This window comes from Paenibacillus sp. H1-7 (assembly GCF_022354825.1).
GTDB lineage: Bacteria > Bacillota > Bacilli > Paenibacillales > NBRC-103111 > Paenibacillus_S.
This window is the reverse complement of sequence record NZ_CP031168.1, coordinates 6,509,995-6,530,697: the sequence shown is the minus strand read 5'-3', so window position 1 is coordinate 6,530,697 and position 20,703 is coordinate 6,509,995. Positions and strand designations below refer to the sequence as shown.

The 20,703-nt window shown below is 51.9% G+C and carries 14 protein-coding genes and 1 riboswitch; of the genes, 8 read left to right on the top strand and 6 right to left on the bottom strand.

The features are described 5' to 3' along the window. Positions 1 to 4: 4 nt before the first annotated feature. Entirely contained in the window at positions 5 to 334 is a 330-nt protein-coding gene (locus DVH26_RS28810; protein WP_239628197.1) for a PadR family transcriptional regulator, read from the bottom strand. A gap of 871 nt (positions 335 to 1,205) precedes the next feature. Continuing rightward, complete coding sequence (serS, locus tag DVH26_RS28805) at positions 1,206 to 2,516, bottom strand: serine--tRNA ligase (protein WP_239628195.1); 1,311 nt, start codon at positions 2,514 to 2,516, stop codon at positions 1,206 to 1,208. Between the two features lie 753 nt (positions 2,517 to 3,269). On the opposite strand from serS, the gene DVH26_RS28800 reads away from it, so the two are divergent. From DVH26_RS28800 to DVH26_RS28775, 6 genes are all read left to right on the top strand, one after another. Next, positions 3,270 to 5,576: a glycoside hydrolase family 95 protein gene (locus tag DVH26_RS28800; RefSeq protein WP_239628193.1), complete on the top strand. Its 2,307-nt coding sequence runs from the start codon at positions 3,270 to 3,272 to the stop codon at positions 5,574 to 5,576. 88 nt (positions 5,577 to 5,664) lie between these two features. Beyond that, positions 5,665 to 7,953, top strand: coding sequence for a helix-turn-helix domain-containing protein (locus DVH26_RS28795; RefSeq protein ID WP_239628192.1), 2,289 nt, complete (start codon positions 5,665 to 5,667; stop codon positions 7,951 to 7,953). 202 nt (positions 7,954 to 8,155) lie between these two features. After that, positions 8,156 to 9,070 (top strand): ABC transporter permease, encoded by a 915-nt coding sequence (locus tag DVH26_RS28790; protein WP_239635520.1) that lies wholly within the window; start codon positions 8,156 to 8,158, stop codon positions 9,068 to 9,070. Between the two features lie 13 nt (positions 9,071 to 9,083). Then, entirely contained in the window at positions 9,084 to 9,965 is an 882-nt protein-coding gene (locus DVH26_RS28785; RefSeq protein WP_481857553.1) for a carbohydrate ABC transporter permease, read from the top strand. Between the two features lie 64 nt (positions 9,966 to 10,029). After that, entirely contained in the window at positions 10,030 to 11,685 is a 1,656-nt protein-coding gene (locus DVH26_RS28780) for an extracellular solute-binding protein (RefSeq protein WP_239628191.1), read from the top strand. 188 nt (positions 11,686 to 11,873) lie between these two features. Beyond that, positions 11,874 to 13,898 (top strand): discoidin domain-containing protein, encoded by a 2,025-nt coding sequence (locus DVH26_RS28775; RefSeq protein ID WP_239628189.1) that lies wholly within the window; start codon positions 11,874 to 11,876, stop codon positions 13,896 to 13,898. A gap of 39 nt (positions 13,899 to 13,937) precedes the next feature. Here the strand turns inward: DVH26_RS28775 and DVH26_RS28770 are convergent, their stop codons facing one another. Continuing rightward, entirely contained in the window at positions 13,938 to 15,272 is a 1,335-nt protein-coding gene (locus DVH26_RS28770) for an APC family permease (RefSeq protein ID WP_239628187.1), read from the bottom strand. Between the two features lie 96 nt (positions 15,273 to 15,368). Next, positions 15,369 to 15,469: riboswitch (guanidine-I (ykkC/yxkD leader) on the bottom strand. Between the two features lie 440 nt (positions 15,470 to 15,909). Here DVH26_RS28770 and murC point away from each other — a divergent pair. Continuing rightward, entirely contained in the window at positions 15,910 to 17,205 is a 1,296-nt protein-coding gene (murC, locus tag DVH26_RS28765; protein WP_239628186.1) for a UDP-N-acetylmuramate--L-alanine ligase, read from the top strand. Positions 17,206 to 17,348: 143 nt separating this feature from the next. Here the strand turns inward: murC and DVH26_RS28760 are convergent, their stop codons facing one another. The 3 genes from DVH26_RS28760 to DVH26_RS28750 form a co-directional block, all read right to left on the bottom strand. After that, on the bottom strand, positions 17,349 to 18,290 hold the full coding sequence (locus DVH26_RS28760) for an aldo/keto reductase family protein (RefSeq protein WP_239628182.1): 942 nt from the start codon (positions 18,288 to 18,290) through the stop codon (positions 17,349 to 17,351). Positions 18,291 to 18,621: 331 nt separating this feature from the next. Beyond that, positions 18,622 to 18,750 (bottom strand): DUF3189 family protein, encoded by a 129-nt coding sequence (locus DVH26_RS28755; protein ID WP_239635518.1) that lies wholly within the window; start codon positions 18,748 to 18,750, stop codon positions 18,622 to 18,624. 203 nt (positions 18,751 to 18,953) lie between these two features. Then, positions 18,954 to 19,622, bottom strand: coding sequence for an O-methyltransferase (locus DVH26_RS28750; protein ID WP_239628180.1), 669 nt, complete (start codon positions 19,620 to 19,622; stop codon positions 18,954 to 18,956). Positions 19,623 to 19,751: 129 nt separating this feature from the next. Between DVH26_RS28750 and DVH26_RS28745 the strand changes: the two genes are divergently transcribed. Beyond that, the gene (locus DVH26_RS28745) at positions 19,752 to 20,678 is read left to right on the top strand and encodes a LysR family transcriptional regulator (RefSeq protein ID WP_239628178.1); all 927 of its coding nucleotides are present in this window, start codon (positions 19,752 to 19,754) and stop codon (positions 20,676 to 20,678) included. The last annotated feature ends 25 nt before the right edge of the window (positions 20,679 to 20,703 follow it).

Below are 20,703 nucleotides of genomic sequence, written 5' to 3'. Positions count from 1 at the left end.
CTCCTTATAGTAAATTTTCTAACACACGCTTTGCATACTCCCAATTGCTTTTGTTGCGGGCGTATGTATCCTTGCCCTTTGCGGTAATCCTAAAATACTTGCGTCGTCCTCCCTGTGATTCATCGCCCCAATACCACTCGATATCTCCGTCGACTTCAAGCCTCTTGACACTGGAATACATCGTTGCTTCCTTTAATTCATATTCGCCGCCCGACCGCTCGGCAATCAGCTTGACGATCTCGTAGCCATAGCGATCAGCTTCGGACAAGAGCCGTAAAATCATCGTATCCGTATGGCCGCGCAACAGGTCGGATGTGATCTTGTTCTCACTCATTTCATCACCCCCACATCTGCATGATACAACACATTACTATGACTGTCAAGGTAGTATTTTAATTCTATTACCTTGTTTGAAAAAAAGCGATTCATACCGGTACTTAACGGATTGACGGATAATGATTGGTTTACACGATAAGGTTTAGGAAACAGTAAAGGAAGTGAAGGATGAATTAGCAGCCCTGGGGAAAATGGCAACAATGTAGTTTTGTTTTATATTGCTCCGTTTTCTAAGCTTTTGTGCACTGATTTCAACAGCATTGTCTCGAGTCTGGCCACTTTAGGATGGTTTCTCGGAGGGAAGCATGTGAAGTGAAATGGGGAGCTGGAGGAGGTAATCGAGCGTTTTACGTATCTTCCGAGACGATATGCAGCAAGTTGGGTGTAAATCGCGAGAGACGCGGTTGGGGGTTGCTGTGGGCACTTCGAATTTTTACGAGGGAAATTGCGCTTCGTATTGGAAAAACGGAGCACGGTGACAGCCCGTACGCTGTAAGCCGGAAAAACCGCGTTACGGGACAGCGTAACGCGGATTGGTGTGTCTGTAACGCGGAAAAAGCGCGTTACAGGAATGCCACGGCTGGCCGCGCCACGAGAGCGCACGGTAAGCCGGAAAAACCGCGTTACGGCGCAGCGTAACGCGGCTGGGTGTGTCTGTAACGCGGAAAAAGCGCGTTACAGGAGTGCCACGGCTGGCCGCGCGCCTCGAGAGCGCACGGTAAGCCGGAAAAACCGCGTTACGGCGCAGCGTAACGCGGCTGGTTGTGTCTGTAACGCGGAGAAATCGCGTTACAGTAGAGCCCCAGCCCCGCGCATCCCGCCCGCACGTGAGCTGACAGCTTGCTTCGCCCTCGCGAGGCTCTCACGCTCTACAGCAGCTGCTTATCGACCGGCTGCTCCGCGTTCGGCACCAGCCGTTCCAGGCCGTTCATGTACGGCCTCAAAGCGGCAGGAATCCGGATGGCGCCGTCTTCCTCCTGATGATTCTCTAGCAGCGGAATCAAGATGCGAGGCGACGCTACTGCCGTATTGTTCAGCGTATAGCAGTAGCGCAGCTTGCCTTCGGCATCGCGGTAGCGGATGCCCGAGCGGCGCGCCTGAAAGTCCAGCACGTTGGACGACGAATGCGTCTCGCCGTAGCTGCCGCGGCTCGGCATCCAGGTTTCGATGTCGTACTGCTTGTAGGTTTTTTGCGACATATCGCCGGTGCAGACGGCCATGACGCGGTAAGGGAGCTCCAGCAGCTGCAGCAGCTCCTCCGCGTTGGCGGTAATCTCCTGAAGCAGCTGCTCCGACCGCTCCAAGCTTGCCTCGCAGAGGATGACCTGCTCGACCTTGGCGAATTGATGCACGCGGTATAGGCCGTGCACATCCTTGCCTGCCGATCCTACCTCGCTGCGGAAGCACGAGGATACGGCGGCGAGCTTGACCGGCTCCGTCACATCGATAATCTCGTTGCTGTAATACGAAATAAGCGGTACCTCCGACGTCCCGACCAGCCACCGGTCCTCGCTGCCGATCCGGTACGTCTGATCCTGGCCGAGCGGGAAGAAGCCGGTATTCGTCATGGCCTCGGTCCTGACTATAGTAGGAACCTCCAAAGGCACATAGCCTCTGCGCAGCAGAAGGTCCAGCGCGAGCTGCTGCACGGCGCGATGGAGCAGAACCCCGGCGCCCTTCAAATAATAATGACGGCTGCCAGCCGTTTTGACTCCCCGGGGAATGTCGATCATATCATGCAGCTCACCCAATGCGACGTGATCGCGGAGCTCGAAATCCGGCTTCACCGGTACGCCTGCTTTTCGCAGCTCTACGTTATCTTCGTCCGATCGGCCGACGGGGGTATCCGGCGATACGATGTTCGGCACCCGAAGCAGGAGGGCATGGCATGCCTGCTCTGCATCGCCAAGCCGTGTCTCCAGCTCCGCTAGTCGCCCGCCCAAGTGCCGGACCTTTTCCTTCTCTTCCTCGGCTTCCGCCTGTTTCCCAGCACGCAATAATCGATTGATCTCCTGCGAGCGTTGATTTCGTTCCTGCCGGAGCTGTTCGACTTCCTGCAGCAGGCGTCTTTTGTGCTCATCCTGCTTCACCAGCTCCGCAATGGAGACCTCCATCCCTTTCTGATCGGCAACCGTCTGTAAGGCAGCCTCATGGTCTCGAATCCACTTCATGTCCAGCATGCATCCGCACTCCTTTTCTTAGAAAAATACAAAGAGCGCCCTCATCCGTATGGGACGAGGAGCGCTCAGCTCGCGGTGCCACCCAACTTGACCGAGCAAATCATACATCTGCTCGATCCTCTTTGGTTCCGCGGTAACGGGCGGTGCCGGATAACTTAGGGGGAATTCGAGACGAACGGATCAATCCCCTTGACGAAAACGCCTCCGAGTTGGATTCTCATCATCGGCATAGTTGGTTGTATTTATTTTTTCATATTATAGCGTATTCCGGCTTTTTTATTCAAGTGCACGCAAAAAAAATGAAAAAGACGATCCGAGGATCATCTTTTTCAGGGCAGCATCTATTAATTATCCGAATAGTTCAACGATGGTTTGAATAAGAAGGAAAGGGAGTGCCGCGAATCCGAGCAAGCCCCAAAGCAGGCCTTTAGCGACGTTTTTTACATGTTCCATGATGATCATCTCCAAATAATTGAGTTATTAAATAATTGAACTATCAAAGTAGTGTACTCATTGTAAGAAAAGTCTGATAATTTGTCAATGGGAATTTGTGGATGCTAGTCCCCATATTGTTCAACTTAGGAAAAGAGAGGTTTGTCGAAAAAAAGTGAATTTTGTATACATAGATGTGAGGATTGTACATGGCTGTTCGGTTACAGTCACTTTACAATAGCCTTAGCAAGCAATTGCTGCACTAAAGTAGTAAAGGAATGAATGTAAACGAAGCTCTTTTCGGGCAAAAAGGGGGAACTCATGGTGTCGTCAATTCACGGGAAGCAAGACACAAGGCTGTTTTATCGCAAGCCGGCAAAGAAATGGCTTCAGGCGCTGCCTGTTGGCAACGGGCGAATCGGCGCAATGGTGCATGGCGAAATTAACCGCGAGGTCATACAGCTGAATGAGGATACGGTGTGGACTCGGGGACCGATAAACCGCAACAATCCGGATTCGCTGCAGACGATAGATGTGCTGCGTAAGCTTCTGGCGGAAGGCAAGGTCGAAGAGGCGCATGATATGGCCGATATGGGTATCATGGGCGTCGCCCGGCGGCAGCCGCCTTATCAGACGCTCGGAGAATTGAATTTATTTTTCCCGGGGCAGAGGGAAAGCGAGGTTTCCGACTACCGCCGCGAGCTCGATTTGCAGACAGGCATCGTGAAAATAAGCTACCGGATCGGAGATACGGTGTTTACCCGCGAAGTGTTCTCCAGCGCCCCGGATCAGGCGCTCATAGTGAGAATCACGGCGGATAAGCCGAATGCATTGAGATTCGGGGCCAATTTGTTCCGCAAGTTTGACTCCGTGACCGAAGCGGTTTCCGCCGATACGGTAAATCTTGACGGCCAATGCGGCGCATGGGGGACGAAATTCCATGCCCGGTTGCACGCGGTTCTGGAGGGCGGGAGCAGCAGAACGCTGGGAGATCACTTCTATATCGAAGAGGCCGATGCCGTCACCTTAGTATTGACAGTGTCGACGGATTTCCGGTATGAGCAGTACCGCGAACGGTGCCAAGAAGAGCTGGAGCAAGCCGCACGCATTCCTTATACGCAGCTAAAAGAACGGCATATCGCTGAATACCGGCAGTGGTTCGACCGGATGGAGCTGGAGCTCGCCTATGATTACAGCGGGAATCTTCATGAGCTGCCAACGAACGAGCGGCTAGCCCGCGTCAAAAACGGCGAGCAGGATTTGGGACTCGTTACTCTGTATTTCCATTACGGCCGGTACCTGCTGATCAGCAGCAGCCGTCCGGGGACGATTCCGGCGAACTTGCAGGGCATATGGAACGACAGCTATGTCCCGCCTTGGGATTCGAAATATACGATCAATATCAACATCCAGATGAACTACTGGCCTGCGGAAATATGCAACCTGTCCGAGCTGCACTTTCCGCTGTTCGATCACTTGGAGCGCATGCTGCCTAACGGGCAGGAGTCGGCCAAGTCGATGTACGGTGCTCGCGGCTTCATGTGCCACCATAACACGGATTTATGGGGCGATACGGCGCCGACCGACTTTGCGAGAGCAGGATTGTGGCAAATGGGCGCAGCATGGCTGTGCTTCCATTTATGGGACCACTACACCTTCAGCCTGGACCGTTCGTTCCTGTCTGAGCGCGGCTATCCGCTTATGAAGGAAGCGGCGCTGTTTATTCTCGATTTCTTGTTCAAGGGAGAAGACGGGAAGCTGCACATCGGACCGACCGTTTCGCCGGAGAACATATTCAAGCTGCCGAACGGCCAGGTCGGACGCTTGTGCATGGACCCTGCAATGGATATTCAGATCGCACGAGGGCTGTTCGAGCGTTGTATCGAAGCTGCGGGTATTCTGCAGATCGACGAAGAGCTTCGCAGCGAGTGGGCGGAAGCCCTAACGCTGCTCCCGGATCCGAAGGTCGGCAAGTACGGACAGCTGCAGGAGTGGGATGAGGATTACGAGGAATTCGATCCAGGGCATAGGCATCTATCTCATCTGTTCGGAGTATTCCCGGACGACCAGCTGCTGCGCGACGAACGCTGGGCCGAAGCGGCGAGAGTCGCTCTGGAGCGGCGTCTCGAATATGGCGGAGGCGGTACAGGCTGGAGCACCGCTTGGATTGTCAGCCTGTGGGCGCGTTTCTTGGAGGGCGACAGAGCGGACGAGATGATTACGAAGCTGCTGCAGAGCAGCACCGCGGACAATATGCTCGATTTGCATCCGCCGCTTATTTTCCAAATTGACGGTAACCTTGGGGCTACCGCAGGTATTGCCGAGATGCTGCTGCAATCGCATGAAGGCAATGTGAGACTGCTTCCGGCGTTGCCGTCGTCTTGGTCGGAAGGCCGCGTGAAGGGATTGCGCGCACGTGGAGGCTTCGAAGTATCGCTGCAATGGAGCGAGTCGCGGCTTCAGCGTGCGGAAATCGTATCGCTCAACGGTGGCGTGTGCAAGCTGGCGGCAGCTTCTCCCGTTGAGATTAGACAGGGTGACAGGCTTGTCGCCACTGCCAGCGGGGTGTCGGACGAGATCGAATTCCCAACCGAACAGGGAGCCGTTTATCAGATCATAGTTGTATAAGTAAGAGAAGCTAAATAGACCAACTCCTGCCTCGGCAGGGTGTTGGTCTATAAGACTTTTCAAGAGGTGGTGGAAGAGGTTGGAGAGGATGAACCGATGGCTGAAACGCCGTACCGTCTACTCCGGTATTTTGTTTTCTTACTTGCTCATGCTGATCATTCCGCTGTCTATCGAGACGTTCAGCTATATGCAATATTCGCAGCTGATTCACAAAGAAACGGAAATGTATAACCGGTCCATGCTGAAGCAGGCTCAGCGTGTGCTGGACGATCGGCTGCAAAGCATAGAAGAGGTAACGATGAACCTGTCCTACGATACGGAGGTTCAACGCTTTGTCAACGTCACCGAAAATATGGACGCACTGGACAAGTACAATTTGAGCAAGCTGATCAATACGATCGACCGGTACAAGAAGACGAACAGCTTTATTCATGGTATTTACATTTATTATCCAAAATCCGGATCGGTGGTCACCGAAAGCGCCAAATCGACGGTCGAGGATTTTCCTAAGTATGTATACCGTTATTCGGACTGGACGTTCGACGATTGGAAATATACGATCAATCAAATCCAGAATCTTGAATACCGTACGGCTCAGCTGTCGCAAAACGACGCTTCGGAGCCGCGGAAAGTCGTGTCGTTGATGCAATCCGTATTCCAAGGCTCCATCAAGCAAGCTGTCGCAACCATAGTCGTCACTGTCGACGTCACGAAGCTGGAAGGTCTGCTGTCCGACGGCCCGTCCTCATTCGGCAATTTGTATGTCCTGGACCGGAAGGGGAAGAAGGTGTTCGAATTGGGAGACCAGGAGCTGCTTGCAAGCGTACCTGCCAATCCATTGGATGAGCATAAAAGCTCGTTTGTAAAGGTGGCGGATAAGCAATATTACGTCTCCAGTCTTCCATCGCCTTACCGCGAGCGCCAGTATGTGTCGGTAACCTCCGTCGAGAACATCAAGCAGGATTTGAAACGGATCACGGATCTCGTCATCCTGGTTACGATCGGATTGATTACAGCAGGAATTGTGCTGGCCGTTATTTTGGCAAGAGGGAAATACAAGCCTATCAAAAAGCTCGCCGATGTGTTCCAGACCAAATGGAAAGCGGCGCCCATCGCCGAGTCCAATGAATTGAAGCTTATCGAATGGGTGGCGGATACGGCCATTAAAGAGAAGGAGCAATTCGTGCAAGCGATGCAGCGGCAGATGCCCGTGCTCCGTTCCAATATGTTCTTGAGACTGATGAAAGGCAGCATCACGGTGGAGGAGCAGGCGATGCACGATATCGGGGTCGAGCTGCCGAACCCTTATTTTGCCGTTATTCTGGTTCATGTGGATCAGTATGATGAGAGCAAATTGAAAGAGCGAAATTTGTCGAAATTTGTCATAAGTAATGTGTTGGAGCATCTTGGTCAGGAAGCGGGGCTGTCATATGCCGTGGACATCGATATCGATCGTGTTGGATTGCTGCTGAATGTGGAGGAGTCTTCGTTCAGAATGACCGAGCTGCTGCATGAGCTGTCCACCAAAGCGTTGGAATTTATCGGCGTCAAGTTCCATAATACGATCACCGTCAGCATCGGAGGCATTCACGAGAAGCTGGAGGGCATCCATCTGTCATACCAGGAGGCGTACCAGGCAATGGAATACCAAATGGTGAAGGGGTACAGCAGCGTAATCGGCTACGATGAGGTCCAGTCGTTGTCCAAGCCGCAAACGTATGTGTACCCGATTCAGACGGAGGAGCTTCTGCTCAGCAGTATCAAGCACGGGGACATCAAAAAAGTACGTGAAATTATGAACGACGTCTATGAAATGAACTTCGTAACCGGTCAATTGCCGATCGAGATGGCGCGCTGTCTGTATTTCGATATGATGGGTACGGCGATCAAAGTGCTGAACAGCTCGGCCATGGATTATGAGGTCATTTTTGCCGACGGGCCGGAGCCGTACTCCAAGCTTATTTCCAGCCGGACGATTCAGGAGATGCAGAGCACGCTGCTGTGGATTTACGAGCGCATTTGCGAGCACATTCACGAGGGCAAGAAAAAGCACAGCTATCAGCTCGAGGACCGGATTACGGCATTTATCGCCGAGCACTTTGCCGACCCAGATCTGAGCTTAACGAAGGTGTCCGGGGTATTTAATTTGAGCCCGACCTACTTGTCCGGTTTTTTCAAAGAGCAGGTGGGGGAAAATTTCCTGAACTATGTGAACAAGCTAAGGATCGAGGCGGCCAAAAAAATATTGCTCGAGGAGTCTCTTTCCCTTCAGGAAATTGCCTCGAAAGTAGGCTATTCCAACAACGTCGTCTTGATCCGCAATTTCAAAAAGTATGTCGGCTGCACACCGGGAGAATACCGGGAAAGCCCGCAGTGACGCGCCTTAAGAAATGATAATGAAATTTATATAACGAATATCCGTAAGGAAAATCAACGGCTCGTAAGGAATGGTTCTTTACCGGACCCCCGCCTGTTGACTATGATCAATCTCGAGAAACCAACATCAGGAATGGGGGAACCAAGGTATGGATGCTACCCGCCAAAGTGCGAACGGGGGAACGTTGAACCGGGAGCGGGCGATGCCTAAAGGCATTCAGATTTTGACTCGAGACATCATTAGGAACAAGTACATTTACCTCATGATGCTGCCGGGGTTGCTGTATTACATTATTTTTCACTACGTGCCGATGTACGGAGCGACGATTGCATTCAAGCACTTTACTCCGGTTGCAGGCATTTGGGGAAGCGAATGGGTGGGGTTCAAGCATTTTCAGGAATTTTTTCGCAGCTACTACTTCGTTCGTATTATTAAGAACACGCTGCTGCTGAACTTTTACTCCTTATTGTTCGGATTTCCCGCACCGATCATTCTCGCTCTGCTGTTGAACGAGCTCCGCAAGCAGTGGTTCAAGAGAACGGTGCAAACGTTGACCTACCTGCCGCATTTCGTCTCTATTATGGTTATTTGCGGCTTGCTTGTCGACTTCACGTCCAAGAACGGCTTGATCAACGATATTATCGTTTGGTTCGGAGGCAGCAGAGACAATCTGCTTATGAATTCGGATTTGTTCCGTACGATATTCGTCAGCTCGGGGATTTGGCAGGAGATTGGCTGGGGCTCAATCATTTATCTGGCAGCATTGTCGGGTATCGACCAAGAGCTGTACGACGCCGCCAAAATCGACGGTGCGGGTCGCTGGCGCCAAATGCTTAACGTAACGATACCGGGCATCATGCCGACGATCATTATTCTGCTTATCTTAAGAATCGGGCATATGATGGACGTAGGGTTCGAAAAAATCATTTTGCTGTATAACCCTTCCACCTACGAAACGGCGGACGTCATCTCCTCCTTCGTGTACCGCAAAGGTCTGGTGGATGCGAATTACAGCTACAGTGCCGCCATCGGCTTGTTCAACTCGCTAATCAATTTCATCCTGCTGATCGGGGCCAACAAAATAAGCCGCAAATTCTCCGATTCCAGCTTGTGGTAAGGAGGACGGAACGGTGAAGAAAAAAAGTGCCGGTGAAATGTTTTTTGATTGTATCAACGTCTTGTTCTTATGCACTCTTACGGCTGTGACTCTTTACCCGTTTTTACACGTCGCCTTCGCGTCGGTAAGCACACCGTCCGAGCTTGCTTCGCACAGCGGACTGCTTTTTCATCCGATAGGGATTCAGTGGGAAGCGTATAAGCTCGTGCTCAGCAATCCGCTGATCGTATCGGGTTATAAAAACACCTTGATCTATGTGACCGTCGGAACGGCGCTGAACGTGCTCGTTACGGCTTTGATGGCATATGCGTTATCCCGCAAAGGCGTGCTGCTGCGCAATTATATTATGATGTTCATCGTCTTTACGATGTTTTTCAGTGGCGGCTTGATTCCAACCTATTTGATGATCAAAGGGATGGGGCTGCTGAATTCGATTGGAGCGCTTGTTCTTCCGGGGCTTATCAGCACGATGAACCTAATCATTATGCGGACGTATTTTCAATCGATTCCCGAAAGTCTGGAGGAGTCGGCCAGGCTGGACGGAGCGGGCGACTGGGTCATTTTGTTCCGTATTATTATTCCGTTGTCGATGCCGGTTATATCCGTCATGATCCTGTATTACGGAGTAGGGCATTGGAACGCATGGTTCAACGCATCGATATATTTGAACAAAGCGGAGCTGTATCCGCTGCAGCTGGTGCTGCGCAACATTCTGATCAACAACAACACGGAAGATATGATGGTTACGCTCGGCATTGACAAGAAAGGCCAGGATATGAGCGAGGTCATCAAATACTCGACCATCATGGTAGCTACCATTCCGGTGCTTATTGTGTATCCGTTTTTGCAGCGTTATTTTGCCAAAGGCGTCATGATTGGAGCAATCAAGGGTTAGCGCTGACGTCCATAACGGGCGCTGGCTGTAATACATTATACGAATTCAGGGGGAACTGTTTGCTATGAAGAAGAACATGAAAACCGTTCAAGCGATGATGGCCTTTGTCCTGCTGGGCGGCGTGTTGGCAGGCTGTGGAGGCAGCAAGGAAGATGCGAAGGATGCGGCTGCGTCCAATTCGGGCGAAGTCGAATCGCTTGCGCTTCCTATTGCGAAAACGCCGATTACGATCAAGTGGTACCAAAAGAATTTCGTTGAAACCGAGCTGAAAAGCATGAGCGAAATGGAAGCGTTTAAGGAGCTGGAGAAGCGGACCGGGATCAAAATCGAATTCGTACACCCGCCGAATACTCCGGATGCAATCAACGTCATGCTGGCTTCCGGCGACTATCCGGACGTTATTTTCTGGGATTGGGCCAGTGTGCCACGCGGTTTAACGGGCCTTATCAATGACGGTGTCGCTCTCAAGCTGAACGATTACATGGACAAGTATGCCGTCAACTACAAGAAAGCGTTGGATAAATATCCGGATGTGAAAAAGTTCGCCACACTGGATGACGGCACGTATCCGGCCTTTTTCCAGCTCGATCCGGACCCGATGAGAACCAGCTACAACGGCTTGATCATCCGCAAGGACTGGCTGGATAAGCTCGCTCTGAAGCCGCCTGCAACGATTGACGAATGGCATACCGTATTGAAGGCGTTCAAGGAGAAGGATCCGAACGGCAACGGCAAGCAGGATGAAATTCCATACAGCATTGCCAAAGCGCCGAGCGGAACGGCATTGGGCGGCGTAGGAAGCGGAATGTCCGAATTTACGGCGGCTTGGGGCATTTTGGACGGCTTCTATAAAGACCCGGCCAGCGGAAAGCTGCTCTACGGACCGATGCAGCCGCAATACAAGGACTACTTGACTACGATGGCAAGCTGGTATAAAGAAGGCCTGATCGACTCGGAGTTTGCTTCTACGGATGCCAAAGGCTTGACGACGAAGCTGCAAAACGAGCAGGTCGGTACGACGTACGGCTCGCTGGGATCGATTATCGGGAACACGACGACTGTTGTCAGAACGAAAAATCCGAACTATTCGCTTATCGGAGTGAAGCCGCCTATCGGACCTGGAGGCAAGTCGTACAACTACGCTTCCAACACCGTTCAGAAGGTTGGTTACGCAGGCGTCATCACCAAGACGTCCAAATATCCGAAGGAAATCGTCCGGTTGATCGACTACATGTACTCCGAGGAAGGCCAGGCGTTGTTGAACTGGGGTATCGAAGGCAAGAGCTACACCGTCAAAGACGGTAAGAAAGCATTCACCGACGAGATTATGAAAAGCCCGGACGGCAAATCGCCTCAGCAAGCGCTGTATCGCTATGCGACTTCAGTCTTCGGACATACGAAGGTCATGGAATACGATGCGTGGAGTCAAATTTCGATGCCGTTCCCGGAGCAAAAAGAATCGATCAAGCTGTTCGCCGGAGCGGATACCTCGTTGAACACGCCGACGTCGTTAAGCTTGACAAGCGAGGAAAGCTCCAAGCTCGGTTCGATTATGAGCGATATTAACACGTACAAGCAGGAGACGGTATTGCGTATTTTGATGGGGGCCGACCCTGTAAGCAAAATCGACGAATTCCAGAAGCGTCTTAAAAGCATGGGCATTGACGAGGCGCAAAAAATTTATCAAGCCGCCTACGATCGCTTTAATGCTAGAAAATAAGTTCTAATCTGGAAAACATTGTATACAATAAATACGGGCCTTCTCCCGGAGGAGGCTCGTATTTTCTTATATCAGAGTGAAATACAGGATGTGAGGAGTGATTCATCGCCACTTAAGAAAAAATGTAAACGCTTCAGCCTTTCATTATGGCTTGCGTTTCCAAAACAAACTATACGAGGAGGAAAGTTATGAAAGTAACAAAATGGGCCGGGCGATACGTATTATCCGCTCTAGCCGTAAGTTTGGCAGCTGTCGGCTGGGGAGGGGCGGCATCGGCTGCTTCCAGCTCGCTTGTGTATTTATCAGGCGGGCAGCTCGTGTACAACACCTATGCCAATCAGGGGCAAACCAATTCGGTCAATACGATTCCCGATTTCTCCAATGCGGGATATATGGGAGGCGGTGTCGTACTGCCGAACGTCCCGGTGAAGCAGACGGTAAGTCCGGTAGCCGGGGACGACAGGCTGACCATCCAAAATGCCATCGATTACGTTTCCGGATTGACGCCGGATGCGAATGGGGTTCGCGGTGCCGTGTATTTGAATGCAGGCACGTATGAGGTGAACGGAGAGCTGCACATCCCTGTAGGCGGCGTTGTGCTTCGAGGGGCGGGCCAAGGGACCGACGGGACCATAATTAAAGATATGGCCACATACCAGAACGACTTCATCCAGGTAGGGCCGGACCCTGCGGGCAAGCCGAACTGGGTCGAGACGGCCGGGACGCGCCAGTCCATATCGACAGCGTATGTACCTACCGGAGCGAAAAGCTTCAGCGTAGCTTCGGCATCCGGCTTCAATGTGGGAGACCGCATCATGGTCGAGCGTACGCCGAACGACACCTGGATTACCGATCTCAATATGGCCCAATACGGATGGACGGCGGATGACTATGCAGTCGATTACGAGAGAACGATTACCGCCAAAAGCGGGAATACGATTACTATCGATGCTCCGATCGTGCAGGCTATGGAGACGAAATACGGCGGAGGCGCAATCTTCAAATATACGGTGCCAGACCGCATTCAAAAAGTCGGAGTCGAAAATCTCCGCATTGAGTCCGCCTACGCCAGCAATACCGACGAAAATCACGGCTGGAATGCGATCAAGTTCGTGCTGGTGGAAAACGGATGGGTGTCCGGCGTTACAGCGCGCTATTTCGGCTACTCCGCCGTCAATTTGAGCAAAATGTCCCGCAATATTACCGTACAGGACAGCGCCTATCTGGACGGCAAATCGCAAGTGACGGGCGGACGCCGGTACTCGTTCAACATCGAGAATGGCGCTACCTTTAACTTGTTCCAGAGGCTGTATACTTCCGAGGGCAGACATGATTTCGTGACGGGATCGAGAGTGCCCGGACCGAATGTTTTCGTGGACAGTTTGTCCGTCAATTCGCATGACGACGCCGGTCCGCATCATCGCTATGCTACAGGCCTGTTATTCGACAACATCAAGACGCTGGAGCTCAATGTACGCAACCGGGGAGCCTCGGGTACAGGACATGGCTGGGCGGGTGCGCAGACGATATTCTGGAACAGCGAAGGGACCAATCAAATGATTGTAGACAGTCCGATCGGGGCGAAAAACTGGAGCATAGGCTCCGCCTCCGGGGGCAAGAGCGGTGCAGGAGGCTACGATTCCTTCGGCGTCCGGGTAGAGCCACGCAGCTTGTATTATCAGCAGCTGCAGGACCGGCTGGGAGCTGCTGCCGTCGGGAATGTGACGCTGCCGGAGCAGCTGACGGGATCGATCTGGCCGAAGCTTGCAGCCTGGGCCGGGAACGGCAAGCTGGAGGACGCCACCCCTAACCCCAATCCCGGCACCAATCTCGCGCTGAATAAAACATATGCCGCATCCACGACCTGGAGCACTTCGTATACGGCGGCCAAAGCGTTCGACGCCAACACGTCAACGCGCTGGTCCGCTTCCAGCGGTTCGCTGACGAACCAATGGATCAGCGTCGACTTTGGCGCTGCCACTACTTACAAGCAAGTGGTGATTAAAGAATCTTCTTATCAAAGGGTTACTTCCTACAAGCTTCAATCGTCGAATGACGGTACGACATACACCGATATTGCAGGTACATCGGGTACGACGATCGGGGCGAGCAAAACGATCAGCTTCTCCAGCGTCAATTCAAGGTATCTGAGGCTCTACATTAGCTCCGCCAGCGATGAGCCTACGATCAACGAGATCGAGGTGTATAATTAGAAAAGAGGCCTCCCATTCGCAGGGAGGCCATTTTTCTTTTTAAACAGAGGTGGGCTGCTTCAAATCCGGGGCTTCGCCGGTACGGCTGGCAGTAGACCATTTGGTGCGGTACAAGTGGTAAGATATGCCGAGCAGCAGCCAGACAAGTCCCATAATCAGCGCGTCTTTGTCCAGCAGCGACAGCAGCCAGCCGATGAAGCAGGCACCGATGAGCGGACAGATCAAATATTTAATCGTTTGCGTGAACGAGCGCTGCTTGTCTTTCCAGTAGCATTGTGCGATGACGGACAAGTTGACGCAAATGAAAGCGGACAAGGCTCCGAAGCTGACGAACTTCACCGCCATCTCCAGATCGATGACCAAAGCTAACAAGGAGATGACACTAACAATAATAATATTGTTCGTAGGCGTGTTGAGTTTCGGGTGAACGAAGCCGAAACACCGTTTGGGTAAGATCGAGTCACGGCCCATGACGTATAACAATCGCGATACGCTGACGACGGATGACAAGCCTTGCGTGAAGATTGCCATGATCAGCACCGTGATGAACAAGGAGCTCAGCCCGGCTCCGCCGACCATTTTTACAAGCTCGAATCCCGCAGTGTCTACGTTATCGAAGGTCATGGCCGGAAAAGCCAATTGCGTCAATACGGATGGACCGGTGTACAGTACGATCGCTGTGAAAATGATGATCATAATGGCTCGCGGGATCGTTTTTTCCGAACGGATGGTTTCTTCGGACATCGTTGTTATGGAATCGAAGCCGAGAAAGGAGAAGCAAATAATCGAAGCGCCGGCCAAAATAACGGATATAGGCACATCGCCGGAAAATAACGGTTGAACCGGTTGACCCGAGGACATCAGCTTGTTGACGAGAACGGTGCAGAATATGGCGATAAATCCGATTTGAATTAAAACGAACAGCTTGCTGAGGTTAGCAGAGAAATTGATTCCGATAATGTTAACGACAGCGAGCAGAAGATTCAAAGCGATGATCCATATATATGCGGGAACGGAAGGGAACTGCGCATGGAGGTAAATGCCGAAGGTCAGGCAGGCAATGATCGGCGAGAACAAGTAATCCAGCAGGAGCGCCCAGCCTACCAAAAAGCCTAGGTAAGGGTGAATGGCCCGTTTGGCATAAGCGTAAGCGGAGCCGGAGGTGGGGTATTTCTTGGACATGACGCCGTAGCTGAATGCGGTGAAAAAGATGGCTATGAAGGCAAGCAAATAAGCCTGGGTCATCATGCCATGCGAGTTCTCGTAGGCAATGCCGTAAACCGAGAAGTAAATCATCGGGGTCATCCATGCGAGACCAAGAAATACGACTTGAAACAGGGTTAGCGACTTGCGCAGGGTTGCTTCTTCTTTCATGAGGGTACACCCTTTCCTTAGGCTTGTTAAAGTACATCACAGGCTGTGCCCGTGTTATGAACAACAAAAAAAGCCCGGGAGAGTATCGTTACGATCATCTCCCGGGCTTTTATCCCTCCGTGAACACAGCGTCGGCCGTGCGTTTTCTCTCGGACCAGGCCGGACATCCATTCCGCGGAACCCTAGAAAACAAGTATTATGTTATTTAATATCACATAACTTGCTGTCGAAAGATGGTAATTCTCGAAATCAGCGAGGATGAGCTTTGTTTTATGTTAGTTAATATAACATAAAAGTTGTCGTTGTGGAAGAGGTTTGCAAAAAAACATCAAGATTCATTTTGATGTTAGAAATAATGGTGTAATCATGTCGTGCAGCGATGAATGTTCTTTTTTACTGGATTTGATGGCAGAAAATATGACGTATACTTATTTGGGGAAATCCCTAGTCGTATAAGGAGTCGGCTGAGGGGCTAGAATGATAGACAAGACAGTGATTTATCAGGGTTTAAAGGTTGCTTCGTTATTAAGAATCTCGTACAATAAGTCCATTGTAAAAAAATATGGGCTGTGAAAAGCACTTTGAAATCTTTTACATATACTGTAGGCATGTGACTATATAGCTGCGGGGGTTAGCAATGGCGAACTATCATTTTATCGGGATTAAAGGCAGCGGGATGAGTGCGTTGGCACAAATGCTGCATGATCTTGGGCATAACGTCCAGGGCGAGGACATCGAGACTCATTTGTTCACGCAGACCGCGCTTGATGCGCGCCATATTTCTATATATCCTTTTGGGGAGGGGCCGCTTGTCCTGCCGGATTTGACGGTTATCGTATCGAATGCGTTTACCGACGATCACCCGGCGGTGGCTCGCTGCAGGCAGGCGGGGTATGCCATCGAGCGGTATCATCATTTTCTGGGCCAGTGGATGCGCGAGTATACGAGTATTGCTATTACAGGCTCACACGGCAAAACGACGACAACCGGCATGATGGCTCATACGCTGGGAGCCGTAAAACAGGTCAGCAGCCTGATTGGCGACGGTACGGGAAAAGGAAGCGCCGGTGCCGAGCTGTTCATCTTCGAGAGCTGTGAGTACAAGCGGCATTTCCTTGCATACCGGCCGGAAATTGCCGTGATCACAAATATAGATTTCGATCATCCCGATTATTTTGCCGATATTCAGGACGTGCGTTCCGCTTTTGAGGAAATGGCTTCGCAAGTCGGAAGGCAGCTGATTGTTTGTGGTGACGACCCGCAAGTAAGACAGCTGCAAACTAGCAAAAAGCTGCTCAAGTACGGGTTCATGGAGCATAATGATCTGAGAGCATCGGAACCGGAAGTCGCTGAAGGTGGAGTTGCCTTCGAAGTGCATTGGCGTGATTCGAAGCTGGGGCGGTTCGTCATTCCGGCCTTCGGCAGACATAACGTCCTGAACGCATTGGCCGTTATCGGAACGGCGCTGCTGCTGGATCTGGACCTGGAACGCATTCGCGAGAGTATCGCGACGTTTGCCGGCGTGAAGCGGCGGTTTACGGAGAAGCAGTGGAAGGGCAACGTGCTGATCGACGATTACGCCCATCATCCGTCCGAGATTACGGCGACGCTGGAAGCGGTACGGAGCAAATACCCCGAGAAGCGCGTCGTAGGCGTGTTTCAGCCTCATACGTTCAGCCGCGTGGAGAAGCTGATGGATGATTTCGCTGTATCGCTGCGCGCGGCTGACGACGTATTCTTATGCCCGATCTTCGGCTCGGCCAGAGAAGTGTTCGGCAGCGTTTCGATCGAGCAGCTGAAGGCGCAAATTCCGAACGCCCAGCTCATTTCGGAATGCAATGTCGCCGACTTATCCGGCTATGAAAACAGCGTGCTGGTGTTCATGGGCGCGGGAGACATACAGAAATATCAAGTGCTGCTGGAGCAACTGTAACCATAACGAAGAAGAGGCTGTCCCTTGGCGACAGGCTCCCTGCGCGGCAGGCAGGCGAATAGGAATGCCTGCTGCTGTGAGAGGAGCCTGTCTTATGCCGGTAAACCGGCGAGGGACAGCCTTTTTATGTTGGTGAAGTGAGATTAGCCCTTCAAAATCTCCTCGATGGCATTCAGCACATCGTCGGACAGCTTGATGCCGCTGGCTGCACAGTTCTCAACGACCTGCTCCGGACGGCTTGCGCCCACAAGAGCGCTGGCTACGTTGTCTTGGCGGAGAATCCATGCGATCGCGAGCTGGGATACTTTGATGCCAAGCTCGTCGGCGATTCTGGAAATGCCCTCAACCTTGGTCAGATTCGTTTCGTTCAGCTGCTTCTCGCCCCAGTTTTTGCTGGCGGCGCGGCTGTCGGCTGGTACCGGCTGGCCGAGACGGTATTTGCCGGTCAGCAAGCCTTGTGCCAACGGCGAGAATACGACTTGGCCGTAGCCTTTTTCCTTGCCGATAGGGATGATTTCCTTCTCGATGTAGCGGTTGAACATGTTGTACACCGGCTGGTTGACGATGATTTTGTCCAGCAGCAGCTTGTCCGCAATGGCATACGCTTCCACGATTTGAGCCGGACTCCACTCGCTTACGCCGATATAGAGTACTTTGCCTTGGGTTACGAGATCGTCCAGAGCGCGAAGCGTCTCTTCAAGCGGAGTTTCTTTGTCATAACGGTGGCAGTAGTAAATGTCGATGTAATCGGCGCCAAGGCGCTTCAGGCTCGCATCGCACTGCTCCATAATATGTTTGCGCGACAAGCCGCGGTCGTTCGGTCCTTCGCCCATTTTATTGAATACTTTCGTTGCCAGCACATAGGATTCCCGCGGATATTGGGACAGCGCTTGGCCCATAACCTTCTCCGCTTCGCCCCGCTCGTACATGTTGGCGGTATCGAAAAAGTTGACTCCCAATTCGTAAGCTTGCTCGATAGAACGGACGGCATTATTGTCATCTACGTAACCGCCATAAGTGAGCCAGCTGCCCAAGCTGATTTCGCTGACTTTTAGACCGCTGTTGCCCAGTTTCCGATATTGCATTGGTATAACGCCTCCCATAGTATGTTGTTGCGGTTTTTCACAACCCATAAATTATTATAGAAATAATAGCGGTTTTTGGTAAGAGCTGAAAAAGAGTTCATTTAGTTACTCTGAGGTATCTCACTTACGTTGAGGTAACTGCTTGAGAGCCGGGTCGACGTTGAAATGACGCCTAAAGCGATAACGACAAAAAAGCCGCGAAAGGAAGCGGCATCATAATGGATGGAAGCGCAGCCGAAGGCGACAACGGCCCGGTAATGATGGAGGGGCAAAGAGCTGATTGATAGCGGAGGCAAGTATAAGCCGATGAGGCATCAAAATATAGAAGACGTTACTCTTTGTTTTGAAGCGATGTCAGCGGTGAAGTGGCGTTTCGCGCTGCATTCCTTGTATGATCGACAAGGTTTATGATATTTTGATACGTCTGTTTAGCTCCCATTACAAGTAGAGGAACTCCGATGAAGTCGATTTTTAAAGCCCGTGAAAACAGTCCTCCCTATGGTCATGTGTGAGTACCTCCGAAATCATGATAAATGTAGATCATAAAGCTCCCTCCCGGCTGTGTGGGGTTCATGCCATCTGTTTTATTTTTCCATTCCCATAGGAAACTATGCACGAGAAAAAGCCGGCTCCAAGGGCCGGCGCGGGACAGCGAGAATTCAGTTAACCGGTAACGATGCCGAGGGAGAAGCCGTCGTAGCCTTTGCTCCCAACGGTTTGGATAGCCGTAGCTTCGATTCGGGATTCCTCCGACATGAGCTCGAAAAACCTCTGTACGCCTTGTACACGGGCGTCCTGGGTAAGCTTATTCGTGACCTCTCCTTCACGGATGACGTTATCGCCGATAATAACCGTCCCGGGGCGGGACAATTTGAGTGCCCATTGCAGGTAACCCGGATTGTTAGGCTTGTCGGCATCGATAAAGATGAGGTCGAACGGTTCGACGCCCTCCGCCTCCAGCATGGCCAGCTGATCCAGCGCGCTGCCGATCCGAACGTCCACTTTGTCCTCCAGCTGTGCCGAAGCGATGTTAGCCCGTGCTACCCGTGCATGCAGCTCCTCCAGCTCCAGCGTGATCAACACGCCGTCCTGCGGCAGTGCTCTCGCCAACCAGATGGTACTGTATCCGCCTAACGTACCGATCTCCAAAATCCGCCGGGCTCCCATCATTCGGGCAAACAAATGCAGCAGCTTCCCTTGGCCCGGCGTTACGTCATAGGGCGGCAAGCTTGCTTGTTGATTGGCTGCCAGCGCTTTTTCCAATACAGGGTCATACGGTATGAGACGCTCCTCGATATAACGATCGACCTTTTCCCACGTAGTTGGATGCATCCGTTCCAGCTCCTTCTTTGTTTTGTGCTTACAGGTTCAGTATAAAGGAGTCAAAATGATAGATATAATATATAATAAATTCATATTTATATATTTTGTATATGACTTTGCGAAGGAGAAGGGGTAAAAGTGAACCTGCATGCTCTGCGGTTATTCCATGTGATTGCCTCTACCGGAAGCGTAACGCGAGCGTCGGAGCTGTTGAATATCAGTCAGCCGGCAATTACCGCTCAAATCAAGAAGTTTGAAAAGGAACTGATGCTTCCTCTGCTTAAGCCGCAAGGAAGAGGAATCGCGCTAACGGATGCGGGAGAAGAAATTGCGATACTGGCCGATAGGCTATTTGCCGTAGAACAAAGAATCGAGCAGTTCGCGGAGGACTACCGCAACGGCTTGAACGGCCGCATTCGTTTGGCTGCGACATATTTGCCGGCACATTTCCTCATCCCGGCCTGGATCGCCAAGTTCAAGCAGCAGTATGAGAAGGTGGAGATGATTATTACAACGACCAATTCCAGCGATGCGATGAAGCAGCTGCTGCAAGCGGACGTCGATATAGCCATCTATGGAGGTATTGCCGAGGAATACCCGGACACGATTGAGACCGAAGAGCTGTTTCAAGACGAGCTGTGGTTCGTTGTGGCGCCCGGCCACCGCTATGCGGAGCGGCATGTATCATTGGCCGAAATGATGAAGGAGCCCTTCGTCATGAGAGAGGTAGGCAGCTCCACGAGGGAGCGGCTGTTATCCTTGTGCCGGATCTATAACACGGCGGCGCCTGTCATTCCTCTGCAGTTCAACGGACTGCACGAAGCGATTACGGCGGTGAAAGCGGGATACGGAGCGAACTTCGTGTCCTCCCTTGTCGTGCGAGACGATGTAGAGCGGGGAGAGCTGTGCCGGGTATATGTCGAAGGCATCCGCATGACCAATACTATCGCTATCTGCACGCGCAAAAACGAGCCGCTGCAAGCACCCGCAGCAAATCTCATACGGATGATCCGCGACAATCCGTACCGCAGTATGCCGCAGCTGCCCCCGGCGGAAAGCTCATAGTCAACCGCCGGGCGGGCAGATGACG